General features: G+C 73.1%; 19 protein-coding genes. 15 read left to right on the forward strand and 4 right to left on the reverse strand.

Annotation, left to right across the window (positions count from 1 at the left end; all coding sequences use genetic code 11):
* The 4 genes from VIU94_RS01155 to VIU94_RS01170 form a co-directional block, all read left to right on the forward strand.
* On the forward strand, nucleotides 1–2286 hold a 2286-nt coding region (locus VIU94_RS01155), incomplete at its 5' end, for an ATP/GTP-binding protein (RefSeq protein ID WP_414720862.1).
* A gap of 159 nt (nucleotides 2287–2445) precedes the next feature.
* Entirely contained in the window at nucleotides 2446–4008 is a 1563-nt protein-coding gene (locus tag VIU94_RS01160) for a PucR family transcriptional regulator (protein WP_331906517.1), read from the forward strand.
* 114 nt (nucleotides 4009–4122) lie between these two features.
* Nucleotides 4123–5097 carry an EamA family transporter gene (locus VIU94_RS01165; protein ID WP_331906519.1) on the forward strand — a complete coding sequence of 325 codons (975 nt, stop codon included), beginning with the start codon at nucleotides 4123–4125 and terminating at the stop codon, nucleotides 5095–5097.
* A 158-nt stretch (nucleotides 5098–5255) separates the two neighbouring features.
* Nucleotides 5256–6701 carry an aldehyde dehydrogenase family protein gene (locus tag VIU94_RS01170; RefSeq protein WP_331906521.1) on the forward strand — a complete coding sequence of 482 codons (1446 nt, stop codon included), beginning with the start codon at nucleotides 5256–5258 and terminating at the stop codon, nucleotides 6699–6701.
* Between the two features lie 87 nt (nucleotides 6702–6788).
* On the opposite strand, the gene VIU94_RS01175 is transcribed toward VIU94_RS01170, so the two are convergent.
* Nucleotides 6789–8033, reverse strand: a complete 1245-nt coding sequence (locus tag VIU94_RS01175; RefSeq protein WP_331906523.1) for a helix-turn-helix domain-containing protein — start codon at nucleotides 8031–8033, stop codon at nucleotides 6789–6791.
* 209 nt (nucleotides 8034–8242) lie between these two features.
* Between VIU94_RS01175 and VIU94_RS01180 the strand changes: the two genes are divergently transcribed.
* The 11 genes from VIU94_RS01180 (at nucleotide 8243) to VIU94_RS01230 (ending at nucleotide 21073) form a co-directional block, all read left to right on the forward strand.
* Nucleotides 8243–8968, forward strand: coding sequence for a DUF4232 domain-containing protein (locus VIU94_RS01180; RefSeq protein ID WP_331906525.1), 726 nt, complete (start codon nucleotides 8243–8245; stop codon nucleotides 8966–8968).
* 112 nt (nucleotides 8969–9080) lie between these two features.
* Complete coding sequence (locus VIU94_RS01185) at nucleotides 9081–9485, forward strand: hypothetical protein (protein WP_331906527.1); 405 nt, start codon at nucleotides 9081–9083, stop codon at nucleotides 9483–9485.
* A gap of 118 nt (nucleotides 9486–9603) precedes the next feature.
* The gene (locus tag VIU94_RS01190) at nucleotides 9604–11529 is read left to right on the forward strand and encodes an acyl-CoA dehydrogenase family protein (RefSeq protein ID WP_331906529.1); all 1926 of its coding nucleotides are present in this window, start codon (nucleotides 9604–9606) and stop codon (nucleotides 11527–11529) included.
* Nucleotides 11530–11604: 75 nt separating this feature from the next.
* Nucleotides 11605–12855, forward strand: a complete 1251-nt coding sequence (gene aroA / locus VIU94_RS01195) for a 3-phosphoshikimate 1-carboxyvinyltransferase (protein ID WP_331906531.1) — start codon at nucleotides 11605–11607, stop codon at nucleotides 12853–12855.
* Nucleotides 12856–12916: 61 nt separating this feature from the next.
* Nucleotides 12917–13684: a hypothetical protein gene (locus tag VIU94_RS01200; RefSeq protein WP_331906533.1), complete on the forward strand. Its 768-nt coding sequence runs from the start codon at nucleotides 12917–12919 to the stop codon at nucleotides 13682–13684.
* A 141-nt stretch (nucleotides 13685–13825) separates the two neighbouring features.
* Entirely contained in the window at nucleotides 13826–15073 is a 1248-nt protein-coding gene (gene dxr, locus VIU94_RS01205) for a 1-deoxy-D-xylulose-5-phosphate reductoisomerase (RefSeq protein WP_331906535.1), read from the forward strand.
* The gene (locus VIU94_RS01210) at nucleotides 15070–16383 is read left to right on the forward strand and encodes a M50 family metallopeptidase (RefSeq protein ID WP_331906537.1); all 1314 of its coding nucleotides are present in this window, start codon (nucleotides 15070–15072) and stop codon (nucleotides 16381–16383) included. Before dxr ends, VIU94_RS01210 begins: the two co-directional genes overlap by 4 nt.
* A 140-nt stretch (nucleotides 16384–16523) precedes the next feature.
* A complete protein-coding gene (gene ispG, locus VIU94_RS01215; protein WP_331906539.1) occupies nucleotides 16524–17681 on the forward strand; it encodes a flavodoxin-dependent (E)-4-hydroxy-3-methylbut-2-enyl-diphosphate synthase in 1158 nt (385 codons plus the stop codon).
* A gap of 162 nt (nucleotides 17682–17843) precedes the next feature.
* Entirely contained in the window at nucleotides 17844–18689 is an 846-nt protein-coding gene (locus VIU94_RS01220) for a GNAT family N-acetyltransferase (protein WP_331906541.1), read from the forward strand.
* Nucleotides 18690–18709: 20 nt separating this feature from the next.
* The gene (locus VIU94_RS01225) at nucleotides 18710–19267 is read left to right on the forward strand and encodes a GNAT family N-acetyltransferase (protein WP_331906543.1); all 558 of its coding nucleotides are present in this window, start codon (nucleotides 18710–18712) and stop codon (nucleotides 19265–19267) included.
* A 105-nt stretch (nucleotides 19268–19372) separates the two neighbouring features.
* Nucleotides 19373–21073, forward strand: coding sequence for a proline--tRNA ligase (locus VIU94_RS01230; protein WP_331906545.1), 1701 nt, complete (start codon nucleotides 19373–19375; stop codon nucleotides 21071–21073).
* 80 nt (nucleotides 21074–21153) lie between these two features.
* Here VIU94_RS01230 and VIU94_RS01235 read toward each other — a convergent pair whose 3' ends face one another.
* From VIU94_RS01235 to VIU94_RS01245, 3 genes are all read right to left on the reverse strand, one after another.
* Nucleotides 21154–22095, reverse strand: a complete 942-nt coding sequence (locus tag VIU94_RS01235; RefSeq protein WP_331906547.1) for a slipin family protein — start codon at nucleotides 22093–22095, stop codon at nucleotides 21154–21156.
* Nucleotides 22096–22145: 50 nt separating this feature from the next.
* Nucleotides 22146–23042 (reverse strand): aminoglycoside phosphotransferase family protein, encoded by an 897-nt coding sequence (locus tag VIU94_RS01240; RefSeq protein ID WP_331906549.1) that lies wholly within the window; start codon nucleotides 23040–23042, stop codon nucleotides 22146–22148.
* A 28-nt stretch (nucleotides 23043–23070) separates the two neighbouring features.
* The coding region (locus tag VIU94_RS01245) for a DUF4439 domain-containing protein (RefSeq protein ID WP_331906553.1) at nucleotides 23071–23243 on the reverse strand (173 nt) is incomplete at its 5' end.

A 23243-nucleotide genomic window follows, 5' to 3' on the forward strand; every position in this document is an offset into this window, starting at 1 on the left:
GTCCCGCCCCCGCCCCAGCGGGCCCCCGAGGCCGCCGGGCCCGGCGAGCCCGTCGTCGCGTGGCTGGACGCGCCGCGGCCGCGGGCCGGGCTCGGCATCTGGCGGTTCCGGCACGTGCCGCCGCCGCCCCGGGAGCCCGCCCGGCTCGCGCCGATCACCGTCGCCGGGCTGCTGATCCCGCTGGCCGTCGGCCTGATCCTCTGGTCCGCGTGGCGGCGCGGCACCGTCCCGTATCTGTGGATCCCCCTGCAGACGCTCACCCCCCAGGACTGGTGGCACCCCGGCACCACCTCGCCGCGCGACTGGCACGGCGCGGAGGCCCATGTCGTCTACAGCGGCGTCATCTTCCTCGCCATCGTGTACGCGGTCGCCCGCCTCGGCTCCTGGGGCAAGGTGATCCGGCACTACCTCGACCGCTTCGGCCCGCCGACCCGCGCCGCGCTCGCCGCGGCCGGCGCGCTGGCCGCGCTGGTCTTCGTCTGGCCGTCGGCCTTCGGCGTCGGCTGGGACCCGCTGCCGATCGCCCAGCCCGTGCTCTCCCTCGTCGTCCTGATCGGCGACGGCTACTCCGTGCTCACCTCTCCGTTCCTCGTCTATCCCCTGTACGCGCTGATCACCGCCGCCGTGGTCTGGCCCTTCGCCCGCGTCGGCGGCTGGGTCCCGCTCGTCCGCCGGTGGCGCAGCCGCTCCTCGCGATCCGCCCGCCCGGCCGCCGTGACCCCGCAGACGCCCGCCTCCCAGTGGCCCGAGCTGCGGGCCGCCGGCGAGCAGCGCGCGGCCGATCTGCTCGCCGCCGAGCTGCGCGCCGGGCGGATGAACGACGTGGACTGCGCCCGGGTCCGCCGGGCCTGGAAGCAGGCCGCCGGCCGGCGGGCCTCCTTCGTGGACACGGTGATCGGCCAGGGCGGCGCGGCGGCCCTGCACCCCTCCGGCGGCCGCGACCTGCCGCGCCGCGCGGCCGAGCACGACCTGCTCGTGGGCCAGGTCCGGATCGGCCGGTACGCGGCCGCCGAGCGCAGCCCGTACGCGTACCACGGGGCCGGCCTGGCCCTCGACTCCGGAATGCTCGGCACCTCGCTCCTCGCCGTGGGGCCGTCCGGCGCGGGCAAGACCCGCCGCCTGACCGGGCCCGTGGTCGAGTCGCTCACGCTTCAGGCGCTCACCGGGGCCTGCGCCGTCGTCGCCGTCGGCGCGCCCGGCGCGCCGCTGGGCCCGGACGACGCGTACGACGTGGTGGTCCGGCTCGGCGACCCGGCCTCCCGCCACGACCTCGACCTGTACGCCGGGGCCGCCGACCCGGACGAGGCGGCCGCGATCCTCGCCGAGGGGCTGGTCGGCGACGTCGAGGGCGTCGAGACCCGGCGCGCCGCCACCGCCCTCGCCCAGCTGATCGGCCCGTACCGGGAGGCGCACGGAGGCTTCCCGACCGTGCCGGCCCTGCGCGAGCTGCTCGAAGGCCGCGCGGAGACGCTTCAGGCCCTGCTCGGCCTGCTGCCGGCGGACGGCGCGTCGGGCATGCGGCGTGAGCTGGAGTCCCGGATCCGGCAGGTGGGCACGGCGGCCGACGTGGGTCCGGCGCTCGCCGACCGGCTGGCCTCGCTCGACCGGCCCGCGTTCGCCGAGTTCTTCGGCGGCGGGCGCGAGGCGCGGCCGTTCTCCCTGCGGGCCGTCGCCACGCATCCGCTGCGGGTGCGCGTGACGCTGCCGGAGGGCGGGCACGAGGAGACCGGCCGGCTGCTGGCCCGGCTGCTGCTGGCCCAGTTCCAGACGGTGGCCCGGGCGGACACCGGCCGCCGGCACTTCGTCTGCCTCGTCCTCGACGACGCGGCGGGTGCGCTCACCCCGGGCACGGTGCGCGCGCTGGCGCGGCTGCGGCCGCAGAACGCGGGCGTCGTGCTCGCGCTGCGGACCCTGGGGGAGGTGCCCGAGGCGCTGCACGGGCAGCTCCTCGCCGCGGTCGGCTGCCGGATGGCCTTCGCCGGCATCACCACCTGGGACGGGCGGGCCTTCGCCGAGGCATGGGGCACCGAACGGGTGGAGACCACCGAGGTGGCCCACCACACGGTCTTCGCCGACCAGCCGATGACCCGCGCCCTACATGCCCTGCGGAAGAAGATCACCGGCAAGGCGGTGACCACCGACGCCGTGACCGTGCGCGAGGTGGAGCGGGAGCGCTGGTCGGCGTCCGAGCTGGCGCACGAGGTGCCGGCCGGTCACGCGGTGCTGTCACTGACCCACGTACGCGGCGAGAACACGCCACCGCTCCTCGTGGACCTGCGCGGCTGAGCCCGGTCGCCGAGGGCGCGCGCGCCGGGACACGGCGCGGGTACGCGAGACCGGGCGCGCGTGCGGGTGCGCCCTGGCACAATCGGGGGGCGCGCCGCTCCGTGGAACGGCGTCTTCCCGCTGCTCAGGCAGTCCTCTGCTCAAAGGTCCCGACGGTCCATGCCGCCCACCCTTGCCTCGCTCGTTCAGCACTCCGCCCTCAAACTGACGGTCCGCGCAGGTGAGGACCGGCTCGACACGCCCGTGCGCTGGGCGCACGTCAGCGAGCTGGCCGACCCCGTCCCGTACATGGAGGGCGGCGAGCTGCTGCTCACCACCGCGCTGACCCTGGACGCGGAGGACCCGGAGGCGACCCGGCGGTACGTGCGGCGGCTGGTCGGGGCCGGTGTGGTCGGGCTCGGGTTCGCCATCGGCGTCAACTACGAGGACATCCCGCAGGCCCTGGTGGACGCGGCGCGCGAGGAGGGGCTGCCGCTCCTGGAGGTGCCGCGCCGCACGCCCTTCCTGGCGATCAGCAAGGCCGTCTCGGCGGCGATCGCGGCGGACCAGTACCGGGCCGTGACGGCCGGCTTCGAGGCGCAGCGCGAGCTGACCCGCGCGGCGCTCGCGGAGGGCCCGGACGCGGTGGTCGCCCGGCTGGCCGCGCACGTCGACGGCTGGGCCGCGCTGTACGACGCCTCCGGCGCGGTGCTCGCGGTGTCGCCCGACTGGGCTGCCCGGCGGGCCGCCCGTCTAACCGCGGACGTGGAGCGGCTGCGGGAGCGGCCTGCCCCCGCCAGCGCGGTGGTCGGCGGCACGGACGACCGGGTGGAGCTCCAGTCGCTCGGCAGCGGGCGGCGGGTGCGGGGCGCGCTCGCGGTGGGCACCGGCGCGCCGCTGGGGACGGCCGAGCGGTACGCGGTGCACTCGGCGATCGCGCTGCTGACCCTGACGACGGAGCGGTCGCGCTCCCTCCAGGCGGCCGAGCAGCGGCTGGGCGCGGCGGTGCTGCGGATGCTGCTGTCCGGCCAGCCGGACCACGCCCGGGCGGTGGCGGGCGACCTGTACGGCGGGCTGCTCGACGCCCCGTTCCGGCTGCTGATCGCCGACCCGGCGGGCGTAGCGGCGGGGGACGCGGAGCCGCCCCTTCACGTGCTCGCCGAGGCGCTGGAGTCGGCGGCGGCGCGGGCGGGCGAGACGGTCCTCGTGGTGCCGGAGGGCGAGGACCGGCTGGTGGTCCTGGCGGGCGACGGCGGGGCCGTCGTCGCGGCGTGCGAGGGGTACGCCGCGCGGGAGGCGGAGGACGCCGGGGTCGTGGTCGGCCTGTCGGCGCCGAGCGGACCGATCGCGGCGAGCGCGGCGTACAAGCAGGCCGAGCAGGCGCTGTCGGTGGCGCGGCGGCGCGGCCGCGCGCTGGTCGAGCACGAGGAGCTGGCGGCGGGCTCGGTGCTGCCGCTGCTGGCCGACGACGCGGTACGGGCCTTCGCCGACGGCATGCTCCGCGCGCTGCGCGAGCACGACGCGACGGGCCGCGGCGACCTGGTCGCCTCGCTGCGCGCCTGGCTCTCCCGGCACGGCCAGTGGGACGCCGCGGCGGCGGACCTGGGCGTGCACCGGCACACGCTGCGCTACCGGATGCGCCGGGTCGAGGAGATCCTCGGCCGCTCCCTGGACGACGCGGACGTCCGCATGGAGCTCTGGCTCGCGCTGAAGGCGACAGGCGCGGACACCGAGGGCTCCTGACCCGTACCGCACGCACCCGTACCGCACGCGTGTCCGCACTGAAGTGCGCGTTCGCTGCCCGAACTCGGGCAAAATCTTTGGTCATTCGGCGGCTGAGTCCCTAATCTCCTGATCATGACAAGCCCTGCCGTCGATCCGGCCACCGAGGTCCAGCCCCCTTCCGACGTCACCCCCTCCACCCCCGCCGACACCCCCGCCCCCCGGCGCATCACCGGGGCGATATGGGCCGCGCTCGGGATCGTGTACGTGGTGTGGGGGTCGACGTACCTCGGGATCCGGGTCGTCGTCGAGACCATGCCGCCGTTCCTGTCCGCCGGGTCCCGGTTCGTCACCGCGGGGCTGCTGCTCGCCGGGATCATCGCGTGGCGGCAGGGACCCGCGGCGCTGAAGGTCGACCGGCGGCAGTTCGCCTCCGCCGCGCTCGTCGGCGTGCTGCTGCTCCTCGGCGGCAACGGGCTCGTCGTCCTCGCCGAGACCTCCGTGCCCTCCGGCCTCGCCGCGCTCCTCATCGCCGTCGTCCCGGCCTGGGTCGTCCTCGTCAAGGCCTGCTTCGGCGAGCGGCCCACCCTCGGCGGGGTCGTCGGCGTCCTGCTCGGCCTCGCCGGGCTCGCCGTCCTGACCCTGCCCGGCCTCGCCGGCGACGTCCGCATCAGCGGCGTCGTCCTGGTCGTCGTCGCCACCCTGCTGTGGTCCGTGGGCTCGTTCTCGTCCTCCCGGATCCCGATGCCCGCGAACCCCTTCGCCGCCAGCGCGTACGAGATGATCGTCGGCGGCCTGGCCTGCGCCGCGCTCGGCCTGATCCGCGGCGAGCAGCACGGCCTCGACCTCGACGCCGTCTCCACCCGCTCCTGGGTCGCCTGGGCCTACCTCGTCGTCTTCGGCTCGCTCATCGCCTTCACCGCGTACGCCTGGCTGCTCCAGCGCGCCCCGCTCTCCCTGGTCGCCACGTACGCGTACGTCAACCCGGTCGTCGCCGTGCTGCTCGGCGCGGTCGTCCTCGGCGAGGCCCTGAGCCTGCCCATCGTGGTCGGCGGCGCGATCGTGGTCGGCGGCGTCTGCCTCATCGTGTCCACCGAACGGCGCGGCTGACGGACCCGGCCGGGCGCGCATCGGACAATCCGGCGATCCGCCCGCCGCCACCACTCCATCGCGGATAAACGCTCGACGGCGCGCACGGCCCTAACGTGAATCCAGACAAGCGCGAGCACCACTCCGCGACGACCGCACACGAAAGGGCCGGGCCCGCAATGACTGCCACCCACGCCTTCTGGCTCGCCGGCCGCGAGGCCACCGGCGAGACCGCCTTCGACGTCACGTCCCCCTGGGACGGCCGGCTCGTCGGCAAGGTCAGCGTGCCCACCGAGGCCCAGGTCGAGGAGGCCGTCGCCGCGGCCCACGCCGTCGTGGACGAGTTCGCCGCCACCCCGGCGCACGTCCGCGCCGCCGCCCTCGACCACGTGTCGAAGCGGCTCGCCGAGCGCACCGAGGAGATCGCCCAGCTGATCTCCGCCGAGAACGGCAAGCCCCTCAAGTGGGCCCGCGGCGAGGTCGGCCGCGCCGTCTCCGTGTTCCGCTGGGCCGCCGAGGAGGCCCGCCGCTTCAACAGCGGCGAGGCGCAGCGCCTGGACACCGACGCCGGCGGCGTCGGCCGGCTGGCCCTCACCCGCCGGATCCCCAAGGGCGTCGTGCTCGGCATCGCGCCGTTCAACTTCCCGCTGAACCTCAGCGCCCACAAGGTCGCCCCGGCCATCGCCGTCGGCGCCCCGATCATCCTCAAGCCGGCCCCGGCCACCCCCATCTCGTCCCTCGTCCTGGGCGAGATCCTGGCCGAGACCGACCTGCCGGCCGGCTCCTGGTCCGTCCTGACCGTGCCGAACGACCGGATGCCCGCCCTCGTCCAGGACGAGCGCCTCCCGGTCATCTCCTTCACCGGCTCCGACAAGGTCGGCTACGCCATCCAGGAGTCCGTGCCGCACAAGCACTGCACCCTGGAGCTCGGCGGCAACGCCGCGGCCGTCGTCCTCGGCGACTGGGCCTCCGAGGCGGACCTGGACTGGGCGGCGACCCGCATCGCCACCTTCTCCAACTATCAGGGCGGCCAGTCCTGCATCTCCGTGCAGCGCGTGATCGCCGACGCCGCCGTGTACGACCGGCTGCTGCCGAAGATCGTCGCGGCCGTCGAGGCGCAGGTCACCGGCGACCCGACGGACGACGCCACGGACGTCGGCCCGCTGGTCGACGAGAACGCCGCCAAGCGCGTCGAGGCCTGGGTCGACGAGGCCGTCGCGGCCGGCGCGAAGCTGCTCGCGGGCGGCAAGCGCGAGGGCGCCTCGTACGCCCCGACCGTCCTCACCGACCTGCCCGCCGGCGTCACCCTGGCCCGCGCCGAGGTCTTCGGCCCGGTCCTCACGGTCGCCAAGGTCGACGGCGAGGCCGAGGCCTTCGCCGCGGTCAACGACTCGGACTTCGGCCTCCAGGCCGGCGTCTTCACCCACGACCTGCAGACCGCCTTCCGCGCCCACCGCGCCCTGGAGGTCGGCGGCGTGATCGTCGGCGACGTCCCGTCCTACCGCGCCGACCAGATGCCGTACGGCGGCGCCAAGAAGTCCGGCGTCGGCCGCGAGGGCGTCAAGTACGCGATGGACGACTACACCTACGAGCGCGTCCTGGTCCTCACGGGCCTGGCGCTCTAACACCCGATACGGGCGCAACGCCCGTACCCGCCGAGACCGACGGCCGGAGCCCACTGTGCGGGGGCTCCGGCCGTCTTCGGCTCTCTCTCAGTTCTTCGGGGCTTCGATCCACTCGCTGCCGCCCAGCGGGTAGTCGTACCCGGGGCGGCCCAGCCGGCCGCTGGTGCGGAACGGCTGCCCGTCGTCGTCGATCCGGACCGTCCCGCGCTGATCGCCGCTCGACCAGTCCAGCTCCAGGAACCAGCTGACGTCATGGGCCCGGGCCTGAGCGGTCACGTAGAAGACCTCGGGGTCGGACTCGCTGACCTTGTACGGGAAGTTCCGCTGCCCGGCCTTCGGCGTGACGCCCGGCCGCCCGGAGTCGAGGTCCACGGCGAAGTTCTTCGTCGGCACGTCGCCGCCGCAGCCGACGCCCATGCTGTAGTCGTTCCACGCGAGCGGCGCGCTCTTGTTCACCACCCGCACGTGCAGCGCGTCCAGGACGACGGTCTGCTTCCCCGTGCCCTGCACGGTCAGCGCGACCCGCTGATCTCCGCCCGTCACCGCGTCGAGCGCCGCGACCCAGCCGGGCGCGTCCTGCTCCGTGGGCGGCGGCGGCACCTGAGCGGGCGGCCGGTTCACCAGGTAGTGCTGGCTGCAGGGGTGTTCCCACTTGTGCGCGTCGGCCACCACGCTGGGCGCGGTGGCCCGGCCGGGGGACGGGGCCTGGGCGCCCCCGCCCGTAGGGGCGGTCGCAGCGGCCGAGCCGGACGGCGTCGGGCTCGCGGACCGGCCGGCCGAGGCCGAGGGGGAGGTGCGGCCGGATGCGGAGGGCTTCCCGGCCGCCGCGTCGGAGGACGACACGGCGCCCACGGTCTGCCGCTCGCCGTCGCCCCGACCGTCGCCGGGCACGAGGTTCACGGCGAGCGCGATGGCCCCGGCGACCACGACCACGGCGGCCCCGGCGAGCGCGACGGTGCGCCGACGGCCCGCAGGAGCGGCCGGCGGGTCGGGGACAGCCTCCGGTTCGGTCGTCGCGGGTTCGGGCGTCGCCTTCGGTTCGGGCTTCGCCACGGCCTCCGCCGTCGCCACCGCCTCGGGCTCCGCCTTGCGTCCGCGGAGCGCGTCCGCGCGTAGCCACAGCCGGTGCAGGGTGAGCAGTTCGTCGGGGGTCGCCTTGCACAGACGGGCGAACCGCTCGATGGGCGCGTAGTCCGTCGGAACGGCGTCTGCGTTGACGTACCGGTGGAGCGTGGACCCACTCATGTGGAGCCGCTTGCCCAGCACCCCGTAACTCAGTCCGGACCGCTCCTTGAGCTCCCCGAGCAGCGCCCCGAACTCGTCCCCCGCCACCGATACTCCTCGCTCCCGTTCCCGGGCGTCGTTCCAGGGGAGCGCGTTCCCCCAGGTCAGAGCCGTGCGAACGTTCCAGCGTCCCGAACTCCCCGGCAGAGCTGGCAGGTGGGACGGACCGTCGCACAAGCTTCGGTCATCCAAGCACGCCGCACCGGGGCTCCGGCCGACGGCCTGCGTCCGCCACTGATGAACACGGGGGATCCACCATGTCCGCACGCACCTCTCGTACCCGCCTCCTCGCCGCCGCGACGGTCGCGCTCGCCGCTCTCACGCTCACCGCCTGCGGCGGGAACGACGCGGCCGGAGTCCGTGACGACGGCGCGCCCTCCGCCTCCGAGTCCCCGGCGCAGCCGGGCTCCTCGGGCGACGCCGGCAAGAAGACGCCGGGCGGTACGGCGGGCGGCGAGACGCCCGCCGCGTCCGGCGGCTCGAAGGCCGCGGGGAAGTCCGGCGGCACGTCCGACGGCAAGAGCGGCTCCACGGGCTCCGCCGGCACCACGGGCAAGGGCTCCGGCTCGAAGTCCCGCAACCGTGCCTGCGACGGCTCCAACACCAAGACCAGCGCCACCGAGGTGTCCCGCCCGCTCAACCACATGCTGCTGACCGTCACCAACACCGGCGACACGAACTGCGACCTGCTCGGCTACCCGATCGCCCGGTTCGGCGAGGCCCAGGCCGTCCCGCCGGTGCGCGAGGACACCCACCCGCAGGCGGTCATCACGCTCGCCCCGGGCAAGTCCGGCTACGCGGGCGTCCGCCTGTCGGCGGCCGACGGCAGCGGCGCGGACGGCTACACGGCCAAGACCCTCACCGTCGCCTTCGAGAACGGCGGCCCGGTCGGCCACCCGGCGCTCGACAAGAAGGGCGTCCACGTCGACAGCTCGCTGGAGGTCACCTACTGGCAGCACACCCTGGACGAGGCCCTCAACTGACACCCGCGCCGAGGGGGACGCCGTTCCGTTTGACGGCGTCCCCCATCCGGCGTAGTCCGGGAAGAGGGGATCGGACCGACCTGAAATCGGCCGGACGGAGAGGAGTCCCATCATGCTCGGCGACCTCATAGGTGAGGAACAGGGCGAGACCACCGGTATCCGGGTGCTGTCCACCGACGGCGGTCACCCCGTCATGGAGGCGTCCTTCCGGGCGACCGGCACGCTCCTGGGCGCCCAGGTCAAGGACATGGGCACGTACGAATCGGTGCTCCGCGCCGACGGCACGCTCTGGGGCGAAGGGCAGGGCGTCACCATGACCCAGGACGGCGAGACCGTCACCTGGCACGGCTCCGGCGTCGGACGCTTCGACGAGAAGGGCGCGATCGATTGGCGCGGCGCCCTGTTCTTCGAGACCGCCGCCGACCGATTCGCCGCGCTCCCCGGTATCGCCGCTGTGTTCGAGTTCCATGTCGAGGACGACGGCACGTCCACCGCCAAGCTCTACGAGTGGAAATAGCCGCCTGAGGAGACCGCGCCAACGCCGGGGGCGGCCGCTCGTCTTTCCGAACCCCCGAAAATCGGGTACTACGGACGAGTAGCCACAATGCCCCGACGAGCGGCGAGGTGAGCTCCTCATGACCGCACCCACCCAGCGGCCCAAGGTCACCGAACGAGAAGCGCGACAGGTCGCCGAGGCGGCGCGCGAGCAGGACTGGCGGAAGCCCAGCTTCGCCAAGGAACTCTTCCTCGGCCGATTCCGCCTTGACCTCATCCATCCCCATCCGCTGCCCGCGGCCGAGGACGTGCGCCGCGGCGAGGCGTTCCTGGCCCGGCTCAAGGAGTTCTGCGAGACGCGCATCGACGGCGCGCTCATCGAGCGCGAGGCCCGCGTTCCCGACGAGGTCGTCACCGGCCTCAAGGAGCTCGGCGCGCTCGGCATGAAGATCGACCCCAAGTACGGCGGGCTCGGCCTCACCCAGGTGTACTACAACAAGGCGCTGGCCCTCGTCGGCTCCGTCAGCCCCGCCCTCGGAGCCCTGCTCTCCGCGCATCAGTCCATCGGCGTCCCGCAGCCGCTGAAACTCTTCGGCACCCAGGAGCAGAAGGACGCCTTCCTGCCCCGGCTCGCCACCACCGACATCTCCGCCTTCCTGCTGACCGAGCCGGACGTCGGCTCCGACCCGGCCCGGCTCGCCACGACCGCGGTGCCGGACGGCGACGACGCGTACGTCCTGGACGGCGTGAAGCTGTGGACCACCAACGGGGTCGTCGCCGACCTGCTGGTCGTCATGGCCCGCGTGCCGAAGTCCGAGGGCCACCGCGGCGGCATCACCGCCTTCGTGGTCGAGGCCGACTCGCCCGGCATCACCGTCGAGCACCGCAACGAGTTCATGGGCCTGCGCGGCCTGGAGAACGGCGTGACCCGGCTGCACGACGTCCGGGTGCCCGCGGCGAACCGGATCGGCCCCGAGGGCGCCGGCCTCAAGATCGCGCTCACCACCCTCAACACCGGCCGGCTCTCGCTGCCCGCCGCCTGCGTCGGCGCCGGCAAATGGTGCCTGAAGATCGCCCGGGAATGGTCGGCGGTCCGCGAGCAGTGGGGCAGGCCGGTCGCCAAGCATGAGGCCGTCGGCGTGAAGATCTCCTTCATCGCGGCCACCACCTTCGCCCTGGAGGCCATGGTCGACCTGGCCTCCCAGATGGCCGACGAGGACCGCAACGACATCCGCATCGAGGCCGCGCTCGCCAAGCTGTACGGCTCCGAGATGGCCTGGCTGATGGCCGATGAACTGGTCCAGATCCGCGGCGGCCGCGGCTACGAGACCGCCGCCTCGCTCGCCGCCCGCGGCGAACGGGGCGTCCCCGCCGAGCAGTTGCTGCGCGACCTGCGGATCAACCGGATCTTCGAGGGCTCGACGGAGATCATGCACCTGCTGATCGCCCGCGAGGCCGTGGACGCCCACCTCGCCGTCGCCGGCGACATCATCGACCCCGACAAGTCCCTCTCCGACAAGGCGAAGGCCGGGGCCAGGGCGGGCGGCTTCTACGCACGCTGGCTGCCCAAGCTCGTGGCCGGACCCGGCCAGGTGCCCGGCGCGTACGCGGAGTTCGGCGAGCTGGCCCACCACATCCGGTACGTGGAACGCACCTCGCGGAAGCTCGCCCGGTCGACGTTCTACGCGATGTCCCGCTGGCAGGGCCGGATGGAGACCAAGCAGGCCTTCCTCGGCCGCATCGTCGACATCGGCGCGGAGCTCTTCGCGATGAGCGCCGCCTGCGTGCGGGCCGCCCACCTGCGGGCCGCCGACGACCACGGCCGCGAGGCGTACCGGCTCGCGGACGCGTTCTGCCGGCAGTCCCGGCTGCGGGTGGAGGAGCTGTTCGGCCGGCTCTGGGCCAACACCGACGACGTGGACCGGAAGATCGTGGACGGCGTGCTCGACGGCTCGTACACCTGGCTGGAGGCGGGCGTCGTCGACGCCTCCGTCGACGGCCCCTGGATCGCCGACGCCACCCCCGGCCCGTCGACGCAGAAGAACGCCCACCGCAAGATCCCCTGACCGACTTGACGGACGGCCGGTCCGCCATGCGGAACGGCCGTCCACCCGGTCGGGGCGCCCGGCAGGATGGCGGGCGTGACCGTCATCGACATCCCCGGCTCCAAGTCCGTCACCGCCCGCGCCCTCTTCCTGGCCGCGGCCGCCCGCGGCACCACCACCCTCCTCAAGCCGCTGCGCTCCGACGACACGGAGGGCTTCGCCGAAGGGCTGAAGGCCCTCGGCTACGAGGTCCGGCAGGAGCCCGGCGCCTGGCACATCACCGGCCGCCCCGAGGGCCCCGCCCGGGACACCGCCGAGGTGTACTGCCGCGACGGCGCCACCACCGCCCGGTTCCTGCCCACGCTCGCCGCCGCCGGCCACGGCACGTACCGCTTCGACGCCTCCGCCCAGATGCGCCGCCGCCCCCTCGGCCCGCTCAGCACCGCCCTGCGCACCCTCGGCGTCGACCTGCGGCACGAGGAGAACGAGGGCCACCACCCGCTCACCGTCACCGCCCGAGGCATCAAGGGCGGCGCGCTCACCCTCGACGCCGGCCAGTCCTCCCAGTACCTCACCGCGCTCCTGATGCTCGGCCCGCTCACCGCCGAGGGCCTCGCCATCACCGTCACCGACCTGGTCTCGGAGCCGTACGTCGAGATCACCCTCGCGATGATGCGGGCCTTCGGCGCCCGGGTGACCCGCGAGGACGGCCCCGCCGGCCGCACGTACACCGTCGAGCCGACCGGCTACGAGGCCACCGTGTACCCGGTCGAGCCCGACGCCTCCACCTCCAGCTACTTCTTCGCCGCCGCGGCCCTCGACGCCGGCCGCTCCGTCACCGTCCCCGGCCTCGGCGAGGGCGCGCTCCAGGGCGACCTGGCCTTCGTCGACGTGCTGCGCCGCATGGGCGCCGACGTGTCGGTCACCGCCGAGGGCACCACCGTCCGCGGCACCGGGACCCTGCGCGGGCTCACCGTCAACATGCGCGACATCTCCGACACGATGCCGACCCTCGCCGCCCTCGCGCCCTTCGCCGACGGGCCGGTCCGCATCGAGGACGTCGCCAACACCCGGGTCAAGGAGTGCGACCGGCTCGACGCCTGCGCCGAGAACCTCCGCCGCCTCGGCATCACCGTGCACACCGGACCGGACTGGATCGAGATCCACCCCGGCGCCCCGGCCGGCCCGGTCGAGATCGCCACGCACGGCGACCACCGGATCGTCATGTCCTTCGCCGTGACCGCCCTGCGCACCCCCGGGATCTCCTTCGACGACCCCGGCTGCGTCCGCAAGACCTTCCCCGACTTCCATCACGTTTTCGAGGCGTTCCGCCGGGCCGCCGCCTGAGCACCCCGCCCGAGCACAGATAATCGGGCGGGTTCACGATCATCACCGATAGGGGCAGGGCATGTTCGGCACGGGGAAGCGCACGGGCGGGCGTAACGGGATGTGGAACGCGGGGGCGGCGGCCGTCGTCACGGGGATCCTGCTGACCGGCTGCAGCAGCACCCCCGAGCCGGACGACAAGCCGAAGGGCTCGGAGAGCGCCCCCGCCTCCGCCACCCCGCAGGTTCCGACCGCCGGCGCGCTCACCGAGGCCCAGCTGAAGGCCGCAGCCCTCGCCGACGGCCAGAAGATCGGGAAGTACACCGCCTCCGAGTACACCCTCGGCGCGCCGCTCGGCGAGGCCTACACCGCCGTGCCGGCCGTCTGCCAGCCGCTGGTCAGCCTCGCCAAGGACGTCGCCGACCCCGACCCGGCCGCCGAGGTGCACCGCAAGGTCGACGTCCCGGACGAGATGGTCGGCACCACCGTCGCCGTCCAGCTCCGCGCGTACGGTGCGGACGGCGCCGCGACCGTCCTGAAGAACCTGACCGCCGCCGGCAAGCAGTGCGCCGGCGGCTTCACCGAGCAGCGGGCCGTCGCGCAGGCGCAGTACCTGAAGGTCGAGACGCTGCCGGCCCCGAAGATCGGCGACGAGGCGGTCGCGTTCCGGTTCACCATCCTCGACGTCAAGGGCTCGCTGAAGCTGTACGAGTACCTCACCGTCGTCCGCTCCGGCACCACCACGCTGTCCTTCCGGGGCGAGATCACGGACACCAAGGACATCGGGGGAGTGCCGGCCGAGGTGATCACCGCGCAGTGGGAGAAGTTCCGCGGCGCGGCGAAGGCCTGACCCATCCCGCCTGACCCATCCCGCCTGACCCACCCCGCCTGACCCATCCCGCCCGGCCCGACGCGGCCCGACGCCCCCGAACCTGACGCGAACCGGGACGCGCTGTCGGGCCGCGCGGCGAATGCGGCAAGAATGGGGGGCATGAGCGATCGCCCCTCTCCTCTCGCGGACCCGCACATCGCCTTCGACACGTCCGAAGGCCGCCGGGACATCGTCGTCCTCGGGTCCACCGGGTCCATCGGCACCCAGGCCGTCGACCTCGTCCTGCGCAACCCCGACCGCTTCCGCGTCACCGCGCTCGCGGCCTCCGGCGGCCGGGTCGCGCTCCTCGCCGAGCAGGCGCACCGGCTGAAGGTCGCCACGGTCGCCGTCGCCCGCGAGGAGACGGTGCCGGAGCTGAAGGAGGCGCTGGCGCAGCGGTACTGCTCCGAGCCCCTTCCGGAGATCCTGGCCGGGCCGGACGCCGCCACGCAGGTCGCCGCGTCCCCCTGTCACACCGTCCTCAACGGCATCACCGGCTCCATCGGCCTCGCGCCGACCCTCGCCGCCCTGGAGGCGGGCCGCACCCTCGCCCTGGCCAACAAGGAGTCGCTGATCGTCGGCGGCCCGCTGGTCAAGGCGCTCGCGAAGCCCGGCCAGATCATCCCGGTCGACTCCGAGCACGCCGCGCTGTTCCAGGCGCTCGCCGCAGGCACCCGCGCGGACGTCCGCAAGCTCGTCGTCACCGCCTCAGGCGGCCCCTTCCGCGGCCGCACCCGCGCGGAGCTCGCGCACGTCACCCGCGAGGACGCGCTGGCCCACCCGACCTGGGCGATGGGCCCGGTGATCACGGTCAACAGCGCGACCCTGGTGAACAAGGGCCTGGAGGTCATCGAGGCGCATCTCCTCTACGACATCCCCTTCGACCGCATCGAGGTCGTCGTCCACCCCCAGTCGTACGTGCACTCCATGGTCGAGTTCACCGACGGCTCCACCCTCGCCCAGGCCACCCCGCCGGACATGCGCGGTCCGATCGCCATCGGCATCGGCTGGCCCGAACGAGTGCCGGACGCGGCCCCCGCCTTCGACTGGTCCAAGGCCTCCACGTGGGAGTTCTTCCCGCTGGACACCGAGGCCTTCCCGTCCGTCGGCCTCGCCCGGCACGTCGGCGAGCTGGGCGGCACGGCCCCGGCGGTGTTCAATGCCGCGAACGAGGAGTGCGTGACCGCGTTCCTGGACGGCCGGCTGCCGTTCAACGGGATCATGGACACGGTCACCGCCGTCGTCACGGAGCACGGCACTCCCCCGGGAACCTCGCTCACCGTGTCGGACGTCCTCGAAGCGGAGACCTGGGCCCGCGCCCGGGCCCGTGAACTGGCGGCGAAGTCCATCGTGGAGGCGCGCGCATGACCACACTCCTGACCGTTCTCGGCATCGTGCTGTTCGCGCTGGGGCTGCTCATCTCCATCGCGTGGCACGAGCTGGGCCACCTCTCCACGGCCAAGCTGTTCGGCATCCGGGTGCCGCAGTACATGGTCGGCTTCGGCCCGACCATCTGGTCGCGGAAGAAGGGCGAGACGGAGTACGGCATCAAGGCCATCCCGGCCGGCGGCTACATCCGCATGATCGGCATGTTCCCGCCCGGCAAGGACGGCCGCATCGAGGCACGCTCCACCTCGCCCTGGCGCAGCATGATCGAGGACGCGCGGGAGGCGTCGTTCGAGGAGCTCCAGCCCGGCGACGAGGACCGGCTCTTCTACACGCGCAAGCCGTGGAAGCGCGTGATCGTGATGTTCGCCGGCCCCTTCATGAACCTGATCCTCGCCGCCGTGGTCTTCTTCGGCAGCTCGATGATCCTCGGCTACGAGACGCAGACCACCAAGGTCGCCGGCGTCCAGAAGTGCGTCATCGAGCAGAGCGCGAAGGGCGAGCAGCGCGAGCAGTGCGCCAAGACCGACCCGGTCTCGCCCGCGCACGCGGCAGGGCTGCTCAAGGGCGACAAGATCCTCGCGTTCAACGGCAAGCCGGTCGAGGACTGGAACACCCTCTCGGACCGCATCCGCGACACCATCGGCCCCGCCACCCTCACCGTCGAGCGCGACGGCAAGCAGCTCGACCTGCACCCCACGCTCATCGAGAACGAGGTGCTGAAGAAGGACGAGGACGGCAAGGTCGTCCAGCCGCTGGACACCGTGAAGGCCGGCTACCTGGGCTTCGTCTCCAAGACCGAGGTCCTTCCGCTCACCTTCGGCCAGTCCGTCGACCGGATGAGCGACCTCATGCAGTCCGGCGTCGAGTCGGTGATCGCCCTGCCCGGCAAGATCCCCGACCTGTGGGACGCGGCCTTCGGCGACGGCGAGCGCAAGCAGGACTCCCCGGTCGGCGTCGTCGGCGCGGCCCGGATCTCCGGCGAGATCATGACGGTGGAGGCCCCGCCGGAGCGGATCCTGTCGATGATGCTGTCCGTCCTGGTGATGTTCAACGTCTCGCTGTTCCTGTTCAACATGCTCCCGCTGCTCCCCCTGGACGGCGGCCACATCGCCGGCGCCCTGTGGGAGTCGGTGCGCCGGAACTTCGCACGGCTGGTCAAGCGGCCCGACCCGGGTCCGTTCGACGTCGCGAAGCTGATGCCGGTCGCGTATGTGGTGGCGGGCGTCTTCGTCTGCTTCACGCTGCTCGTCCTCGTCGCCGACATCGTGAATCCGGTCAAGATCACCTGACCGGGCACGCGGCCGTACGGGCGGCCGGACACCCCGCGGTGTCCGGCCGCCCGCCCTCGGGCCTGTAACCTCGGAGGTCGGAGCCCGCCGTCGTACGGGACCTCGATCCACGCCAGGCCACACTTGGGGTTGTACAGCTGATGACCGCGATTTCTCTCGGTATGCCATCCGTTCCGACCAAGCTCGCCGAACGCCGTGTGAGCCGGAAGATCCAGGTCGGGTCCGTGGCCGTCGGCGGCGACGCGCCCGTCTCGGTGCAGTCGATGACGACCACCCGCACCTCCGACATCGGCGCGACGCTCCAGCAGATCGCCGAGCTCACCGCCTCCGGCTGCCAGATCGTCCGGGTCGCCTGCCCGACGCAGGACGACGCCGACGCGCTCGCCACCATCGCGCGGAAGTCGCAGATCCCGGTGATCGCCGACATCCACTTCCAGCCGAAGTACGTCTTCGCCGCGATCGACGCCGGCTGCGCCGCGGTCCGCGTGAACCCGGGCAACATCAAGCAGTTCGACGACAAGGTCAAGGAGATCGCGCACGCCGCCAAGGCCGCGGGCACCCCGATCCGGATCGGCGTCAACGCGGGCTCGCTCGACGCCCGGCTGCTGAAGAAGTACGGCAAGGCCACCCCCGAGGCGCTGGTCGAGTCCGCGCTGTGGGAGGCCTCCCTCTTCGAGGAGCACGGCTTCGGCGACATCAAGATCTCGGTCAAGCACAACGACCCGGTCGTCATGGTCAACGCCTACCGTCAGCTCGCCGCCCAGTGCGACTACCCGCTGCACCTCGGCGTCACCGAGGCCGGCCCCGCCTTCCAGGGCACCATCAAGTCCGCCGTCGCCTTCGGCGCGCTGCTCTCCGAGGGCATCGGCGACACCATCCGCGTCTCGCTCTCCGCGCCGCCGGTCGAGGAGGTCAAGGTCGGCAACCAGATCCTGGAGTCGCTGAACCTCAAGCCGCGCCGCCTGGAGATCGTCTCCTGCCCGTCCTGCGGCCGCGCCCAGGTCGACGTCTACAAGCTCGCCGAAGAGGTCACCGCCGGCCTCGAGGGCATGGAGGTCCCGCTGCGCGTGGCCGTCATGGGCTGCGTCGTCAACGGCCCCGGCGAGGCCCGCGAGGCCGACCTGGGCGTCGCCTCCGGCAACGGCAAGGGCCAGATCTTCGTCAAGGGCGAGGTCATCAAGACCGTCCCCGAGTCGAAGATCGTCGAGACCCTCATCGAAGAGGCGCTGAAGATCGCCGAGCAGATGGAGAAGGACGGCGTGACGTCGGGGGAGCCCAGCGTCGCCATCGGCGTCTGACCGCCGGCAGGACCGCCCCACGGGACTGCTCAGGGCCCGTTCCCAGCGTGGAACGGGCCCTTCCGTACACGAGCGGTGTCGCGTCGGGACTCCGGGTAGAGTTCGTCAGATCAGCAGGCCGACATCCTGTCGTTGCCGCGAAGGAGTGCTGGAGCGGCCCTCGTGTTGACGCAGACCACCCTCAGGGTGCTCGAACCCGGCGACCTCGGCGCCGCCCTCGCCGTCCTGGACAGCGCGCCGGTGGAGAACGCCTTCGTCGCCGCCCGGGTCCAGGCCGCGGGGCTCGACCCCTGGCGGCTCGGCGGCGAGATGTGGGGCTGGTACACCGACGGCCGGCTGCGCTCCCTGTGCTACTCCGGCGCCAACCTCGTCCCCATCTGCGCCACCCCCGAGGCCGTCCGCGCCTTCGCCGACCGCGCCCGCCGGATCGGCCGCCGCTGCTCCTCCATCGTCGGCCCCGCCGAAGCCACCTCCCAGCTCTGGCGACTGCTGGAGCCCGGCTGGGGCCCCGCCCGCGACATTCGCGCCCACCAGCCGCTGATGGTCACCGAGGCGCTCTCCGACTCCGTCGAGCCCGACCCCTTCGTGCGCCGGGTCCGCAAGGACGAGATGGACGTGATCATGCCCGCCTGCGTGGCCATGTTCACCGAGGAGGTCGGCATCTCGCCGATGGCCGGCGACGGCGGGCTCATCTACCAGGCCCGGGTCGCCGAACTCGTCGCGGCGGGCCGCTCCTTCGCCCGCGTCGAGGACGGCAAGGTCGTCTTCAAGGCCGAGATCGGCGCCGCGACCCGGCAGGCCTGCCAGATCCAGGGCGTCTGGGTGGCCCCCGAGCACCGCGGCCGCGGCCTGTCAGAGACCGGCATGGCCGCCGTGCTGCGCTACGCCCTCACCGACGTCGCCCCCGTCGTCAGCCTGTACGTCAACGACTACAACGCCCCCGCCCGGGCCGCGTACCGCCGCGTCGGCTTCCGCGAGGTCGGGGCCTTCATGAGCGTGCTGTTCTAGCCCACTTGTAGGGTGCGCGCATGGATGACGCTGACGTCATGATCGGACCGGTCGACCTCGCCGAGCGCGTGGACGAGGCCCTCGCCGTGCAGGCCCTCGCCTTCGGACTGAGCCAGGACGAGATCGTCGTACGACGCCACATCGTGCTGCGCCACCTGCTCAACCCCGGTGCGTGCGCGTACGGCGCGACCACCGCCGAAGGGCGGCTCGTCGGCTTCGTCTACGGCATGCCCAACGACCGCAGCCACTGGTGGTCCACCGTCGTCGAGCCGTATCTGAGGGCCAACGGCAACGAGGGCTGGCTCGACGAGTCCTTCGTCATCACCGAGCTCCATGTCCACCCCGCCCACCAGGGGCGCGGCGTCGGCCGCGAGCTGATCACCACCATCACCGACCGGGCGGAGCAGCCCCGCTCGATCCTCTCGGCCATCGACACCGAGAGCCCGGCCCGCGGCCTGTACCGCAGCCTCGGCTACGCGGACCTCGCCCGCCTGGTCCACTTCCCGTCCGCGGCCCGCCCGTACGCGGTGATGGGCGCGCCGCTGCCGCTGAGGCGACGGAAAGCCGAGAGGAACTGATTTCTCCGACCCGGGGCCGCCCGGCTAACCTCCTAGCCATCACCATCCCCCACTCTCGGCTTCGCTCGAGCGGGGGCAACCCCATCCGGCAGGAGTACGAGAACCATGGCCAACGCACCGGTCCAGCGCATGTCCCAGTTGATGGCGAAGACGCTGCGCGACGACCCGGCGGACGCCGAGGTCCTCAGCCACAAGCTCCTCGTCCGCGCCGGCTACGTCCGCCGCACCGCCGCCGGCATCTGGAGCTGGCTGCCCCTCGGCAAGAAGGTGCTCTCCAACGTCGAGCGCATCGTCCGCGAGGAGATGGACGCGATCGGCGCGCAGGAGGTCTCGCTGCCCGCGCTGCTGCCGCGCGAGCCGTACGAGGCGACGGGCCGCTGGGACGAGTACGGCGCCGAGCTCTTCCGCCTCAACGACCGCAAGGGCGGCGACTATCTCCTGGGCCCGACCCATGAGGAGATCTTCACGCTGCTGGTCAAGGACCAGTGCTCGTCCTACAAGGACCTGCCGGTCATCCTGTACCAGATCCAGACGAAGTTCCGCGACGAGGCCCGCCCGCGGGCCGGCATCCTGCGCGGTCGCGAGTTCCTGATGAAGGACTCGTACTCCTTCGACACGGAGGACGAGGGCCTGGCCAAGTCGTACGCGCTGCACCGCGAGGCGTACCGGCGGGTGTTCGAGCGCCTCGGCCTCGACTACCGCATCGTCGCCGCCACCGCGGGCGCGATGGGCGGCTCGAAGTCCGAGGAGTTCCTCGCCCCGGCCGAGGCCGGCGAGGACACCTTCGCCGACTGCCCGAACTGCGACTTCGCGGCGAACACCGAGGCGATCGCCTACGAGCTGAAGCCGGTGGACGGCTCCGCCGTCGCGGCCGCCGAGGAGATCCCCACCCCCGACACCCCGACGATCGAGACGCTCGCCGCGTCCCTCGGCGTCCCGGCCTCCGCGACGCTGAAGAACCTCCTCGTGAAGGTCGACGGCGAGATCGTCGCCGTGGGCGTGCCCGGCGACCGCGAGGTCGACATGGGCAAGGTCGAGGCGCACTTCGCCCCGGCGACCGTCGAGATGGTCACCGAGGCCGACTTCGCCGCGCGCGGGGACCTCGTACGCGGGTACGTCGGCCCGCAGGGCCTGGACAAGGTGACGTACATCGCCGACCCGCGGGTCGCGCCGGGCACGGCGTGGATCACGGGCGCGAACAAGGAGGGCATGCACGCGAAGAACGTCGTCGCGGGCCGCGACTTCGAGGTCGAGGCGTACGTCGACGTGGTGGTCGTCCAGGAGGGCGACCCGTGCCCGAAGTGCGGCACCGGCCTGAAGCTGGACCGCGCCATCGAGATCGGTCACATCTTCCAGCTGGGCCGCAAGTACGCCGACGCGCTCAAGCTCGACGTCCTCGGCCAGAACGGCAAGCCGGTCCGGGTCACGATGGGCTCGTACGGCATCGGCGTCTCGCGCGCGGTCGCCGCCCTCGCCGAGCAGACCGCCGACGACAAGGGCCTGTGCTGGCCGGCCGAGGTCGCCCCCGCCGACGTCCACGTGGTGGCCGCCGGCAAGGCCCTCCAGATCGAGCTGGCCCTCGAGGTCTCCGAGAAGCTCTCCGCCGCGGGCCTCCGCGTCCTGGTCGACGACCGCGCGGGCGTCTCTCCCGGCGTCAAGTTCACCGACGCGGAACTGATCGGCGTCCCGAAGATCCTCGTCGCCGGCCGCCGCTCGGCGGAAGGCGTCCTGGAACTGAAGGACCGCCGCACGGGCGAGCGCGAGGAGCTCACGGTGGACGAGGCCCTCGCCCGCCTGACGGTCTGACGTAGCCAGGCACACGTAGTGAGGGGGGTGGAGCCCTACGGGCCCCACCCCCCTCACGTGTGCGCTGCGTCGCCGACCCGTCAGGGCGTCTCCTCCTGCGGGGCCGGTTCCACCGGGGCGCCCGCCAGGTCCTCGATCGCTTCCGCCGCGTGCGCGACGCCCTTCAGGTACGCGTCGCTCGGGCGGGCGGGCTCCAGGCCCGGCAGGGGGTCCTGAGCAACGGGGGGCTCGACCGCCGCGGCGGCGTTCGACGGCAACGGCGGCGGTGTCGCACGCTCCAGGAACCGCAGCAGCTCCACCGGGATCGGCAGCACCAGCGTCGAGTTCTTCTCCGCCGACACCGCCATCACCGTCTGCAACAGCCTCAGCTGCAGCGCCGCCGGCTCGGCCGACATCACCCCGGCCGCCTGCGCCAGCTTCTTCGACGCCTGGAGCTCCGCGTCCGCGTTGATCACCCGCGCGCGCCGCTCCCGGTCCGCCTCCGCCTGCCGCGCCATCGAGCGCTTCATCGTCTCCGGCAGCGACACGTCCTTGATCTCGACCCGGTCGATCGAGACGCCCCAGCCCATCGCCGGACTGTCGAGCATCAGCTCCAGGCCCTGATTGAGCTTCTCGCGGTTCGACAGCAGGTCGTCGAGATCGCTCTTGCCGATGATCGACCGCAGCGAGGTCTGCGCCATCTGCGAGACGGCGAACTTGTAGTCCTCCACCCGCACCAGCGCGTCCGCCGCGTCCACGACCTTGAAATACACGACCGCGTCCACCCGCACCGTCACGTTGTCCCGGGTGATGCCCTCCTGGGCCGGCACCGGCATCGTGACGATCTGCATGTTCACTTTGTGCAGCCGGTCGATCACCGGCACGATCATCGTGAAGCCGGGCTTGCGCACATCGTCGAGCAGGCGCCCGAAGCGGAAGACCACGCCCCGTTCGTACTGCTTCACCACGCGGGCAGCCGCAGCCCCGTACACCACCACCACGGTGGCCGTAGCGGCCGCCGCTGCCAGCAGCTCATCGATCATCGCGGCCCCCTGGATCCGAGCCGATCGAGCATTACTAGAAGGGTATTCCCCTACAGCCAGCCCGCGAACTCGAGCAGCAGCTCCGCATCCTGCCGCCGGCCCGCCGCCAGCGCCCGCGTGGCCGATTCGACCGCGCGGAACAGCGTCCAGCCGCGCAGCCGCTCCCGGTCCACCTCCAGCGAGTCCGCCAGCTTGTTCACCCGCCGCCGTGCCGCGGACGCGCCGGCGGAGGAGGCCACCAGGTCCTCCACCCGGTCCCGTACCAGCCGCGCCAGGTCGTACGCGCGCTCGCCGACCAGCGGCTCCGGGCCGACCGCCAGCCACGGCGCGCGGTCCCCGACGAGCACCTTGCCCTGCCGGAAGCAGCCGTGCAGCAGCAGCGTCTCGGGGGAGAGGGAGATCAGTTCCTTCCGCGCCGCCAGCGCGGCAGCCACCAGCTCGCCCGCCGCCTCGCCCGGTGCGGCCTCCATCGCCGACGCCTGCCTCGCCGTCCGCTCCGCCACCGACTCGAAACCGTGCCCGGCCGGGGGCTCCACCCACAGCTTCCGCACCACCCCGGCCGCCTCGAGCAGCGACTTCGCCTCCGGCAGCGACCGCAGCGACACCTCGGGGTGCAGCCGCTCCAGGAGCAGCCCGCCCTCCTCCGTCTCGCCGAGGAGCTGGGCCGCGCCCCAGCCGTTCCAGTGCGCCAGCGCGTCCCGCTCCAGGTCCGGCCGGGCGACGGGCGGCGCGATCTTGAGGGCGGCCGGGGCGTCGTCCGCCTGCCGGACGAGTACGACGACGCTGCTCCGCCCGCCGGGGGCCACGACCCGTTCGGCGACGAGTCCGGCATGCTCCAGCGTGTCCTGGGCGAGTTCCGGGAGCTTCCCGATCCACTCGGCCGCGACAGCTTCCCCGTACGTCTCGTCGAGAGCCCGCACCAGTCGCTGCGGCGGTTCGAAACCCATACGTGCCTTGTTTCCCTTGCTGTCCGGATCAGGCCCGCTCGGCGAGCCCAGGAAAGGTTACGTCGCCGCCGCGCCAGCGGGCCGCCCGTACCGCCGCCTCGCGCAGCGCGGCCGCCGCGTCCGCGCGCAGCGGACCCTGCGCGGCGCGCACCAGGTCGGAGTACACGCCGGCCACCCTGTCCTCCAGCTCCGCCGCCAGCC

Origin of the sequence: Streptomyces sp. (assembly GCF_036566765.1) — a bacterium.
In the GTDB taxonomy this organism is placed as follows: domain Bacteria; phylum Actinomycetota; class Actinomycetes; order Streptomycetales; family Streptomycetaceae; genus Streptomyces.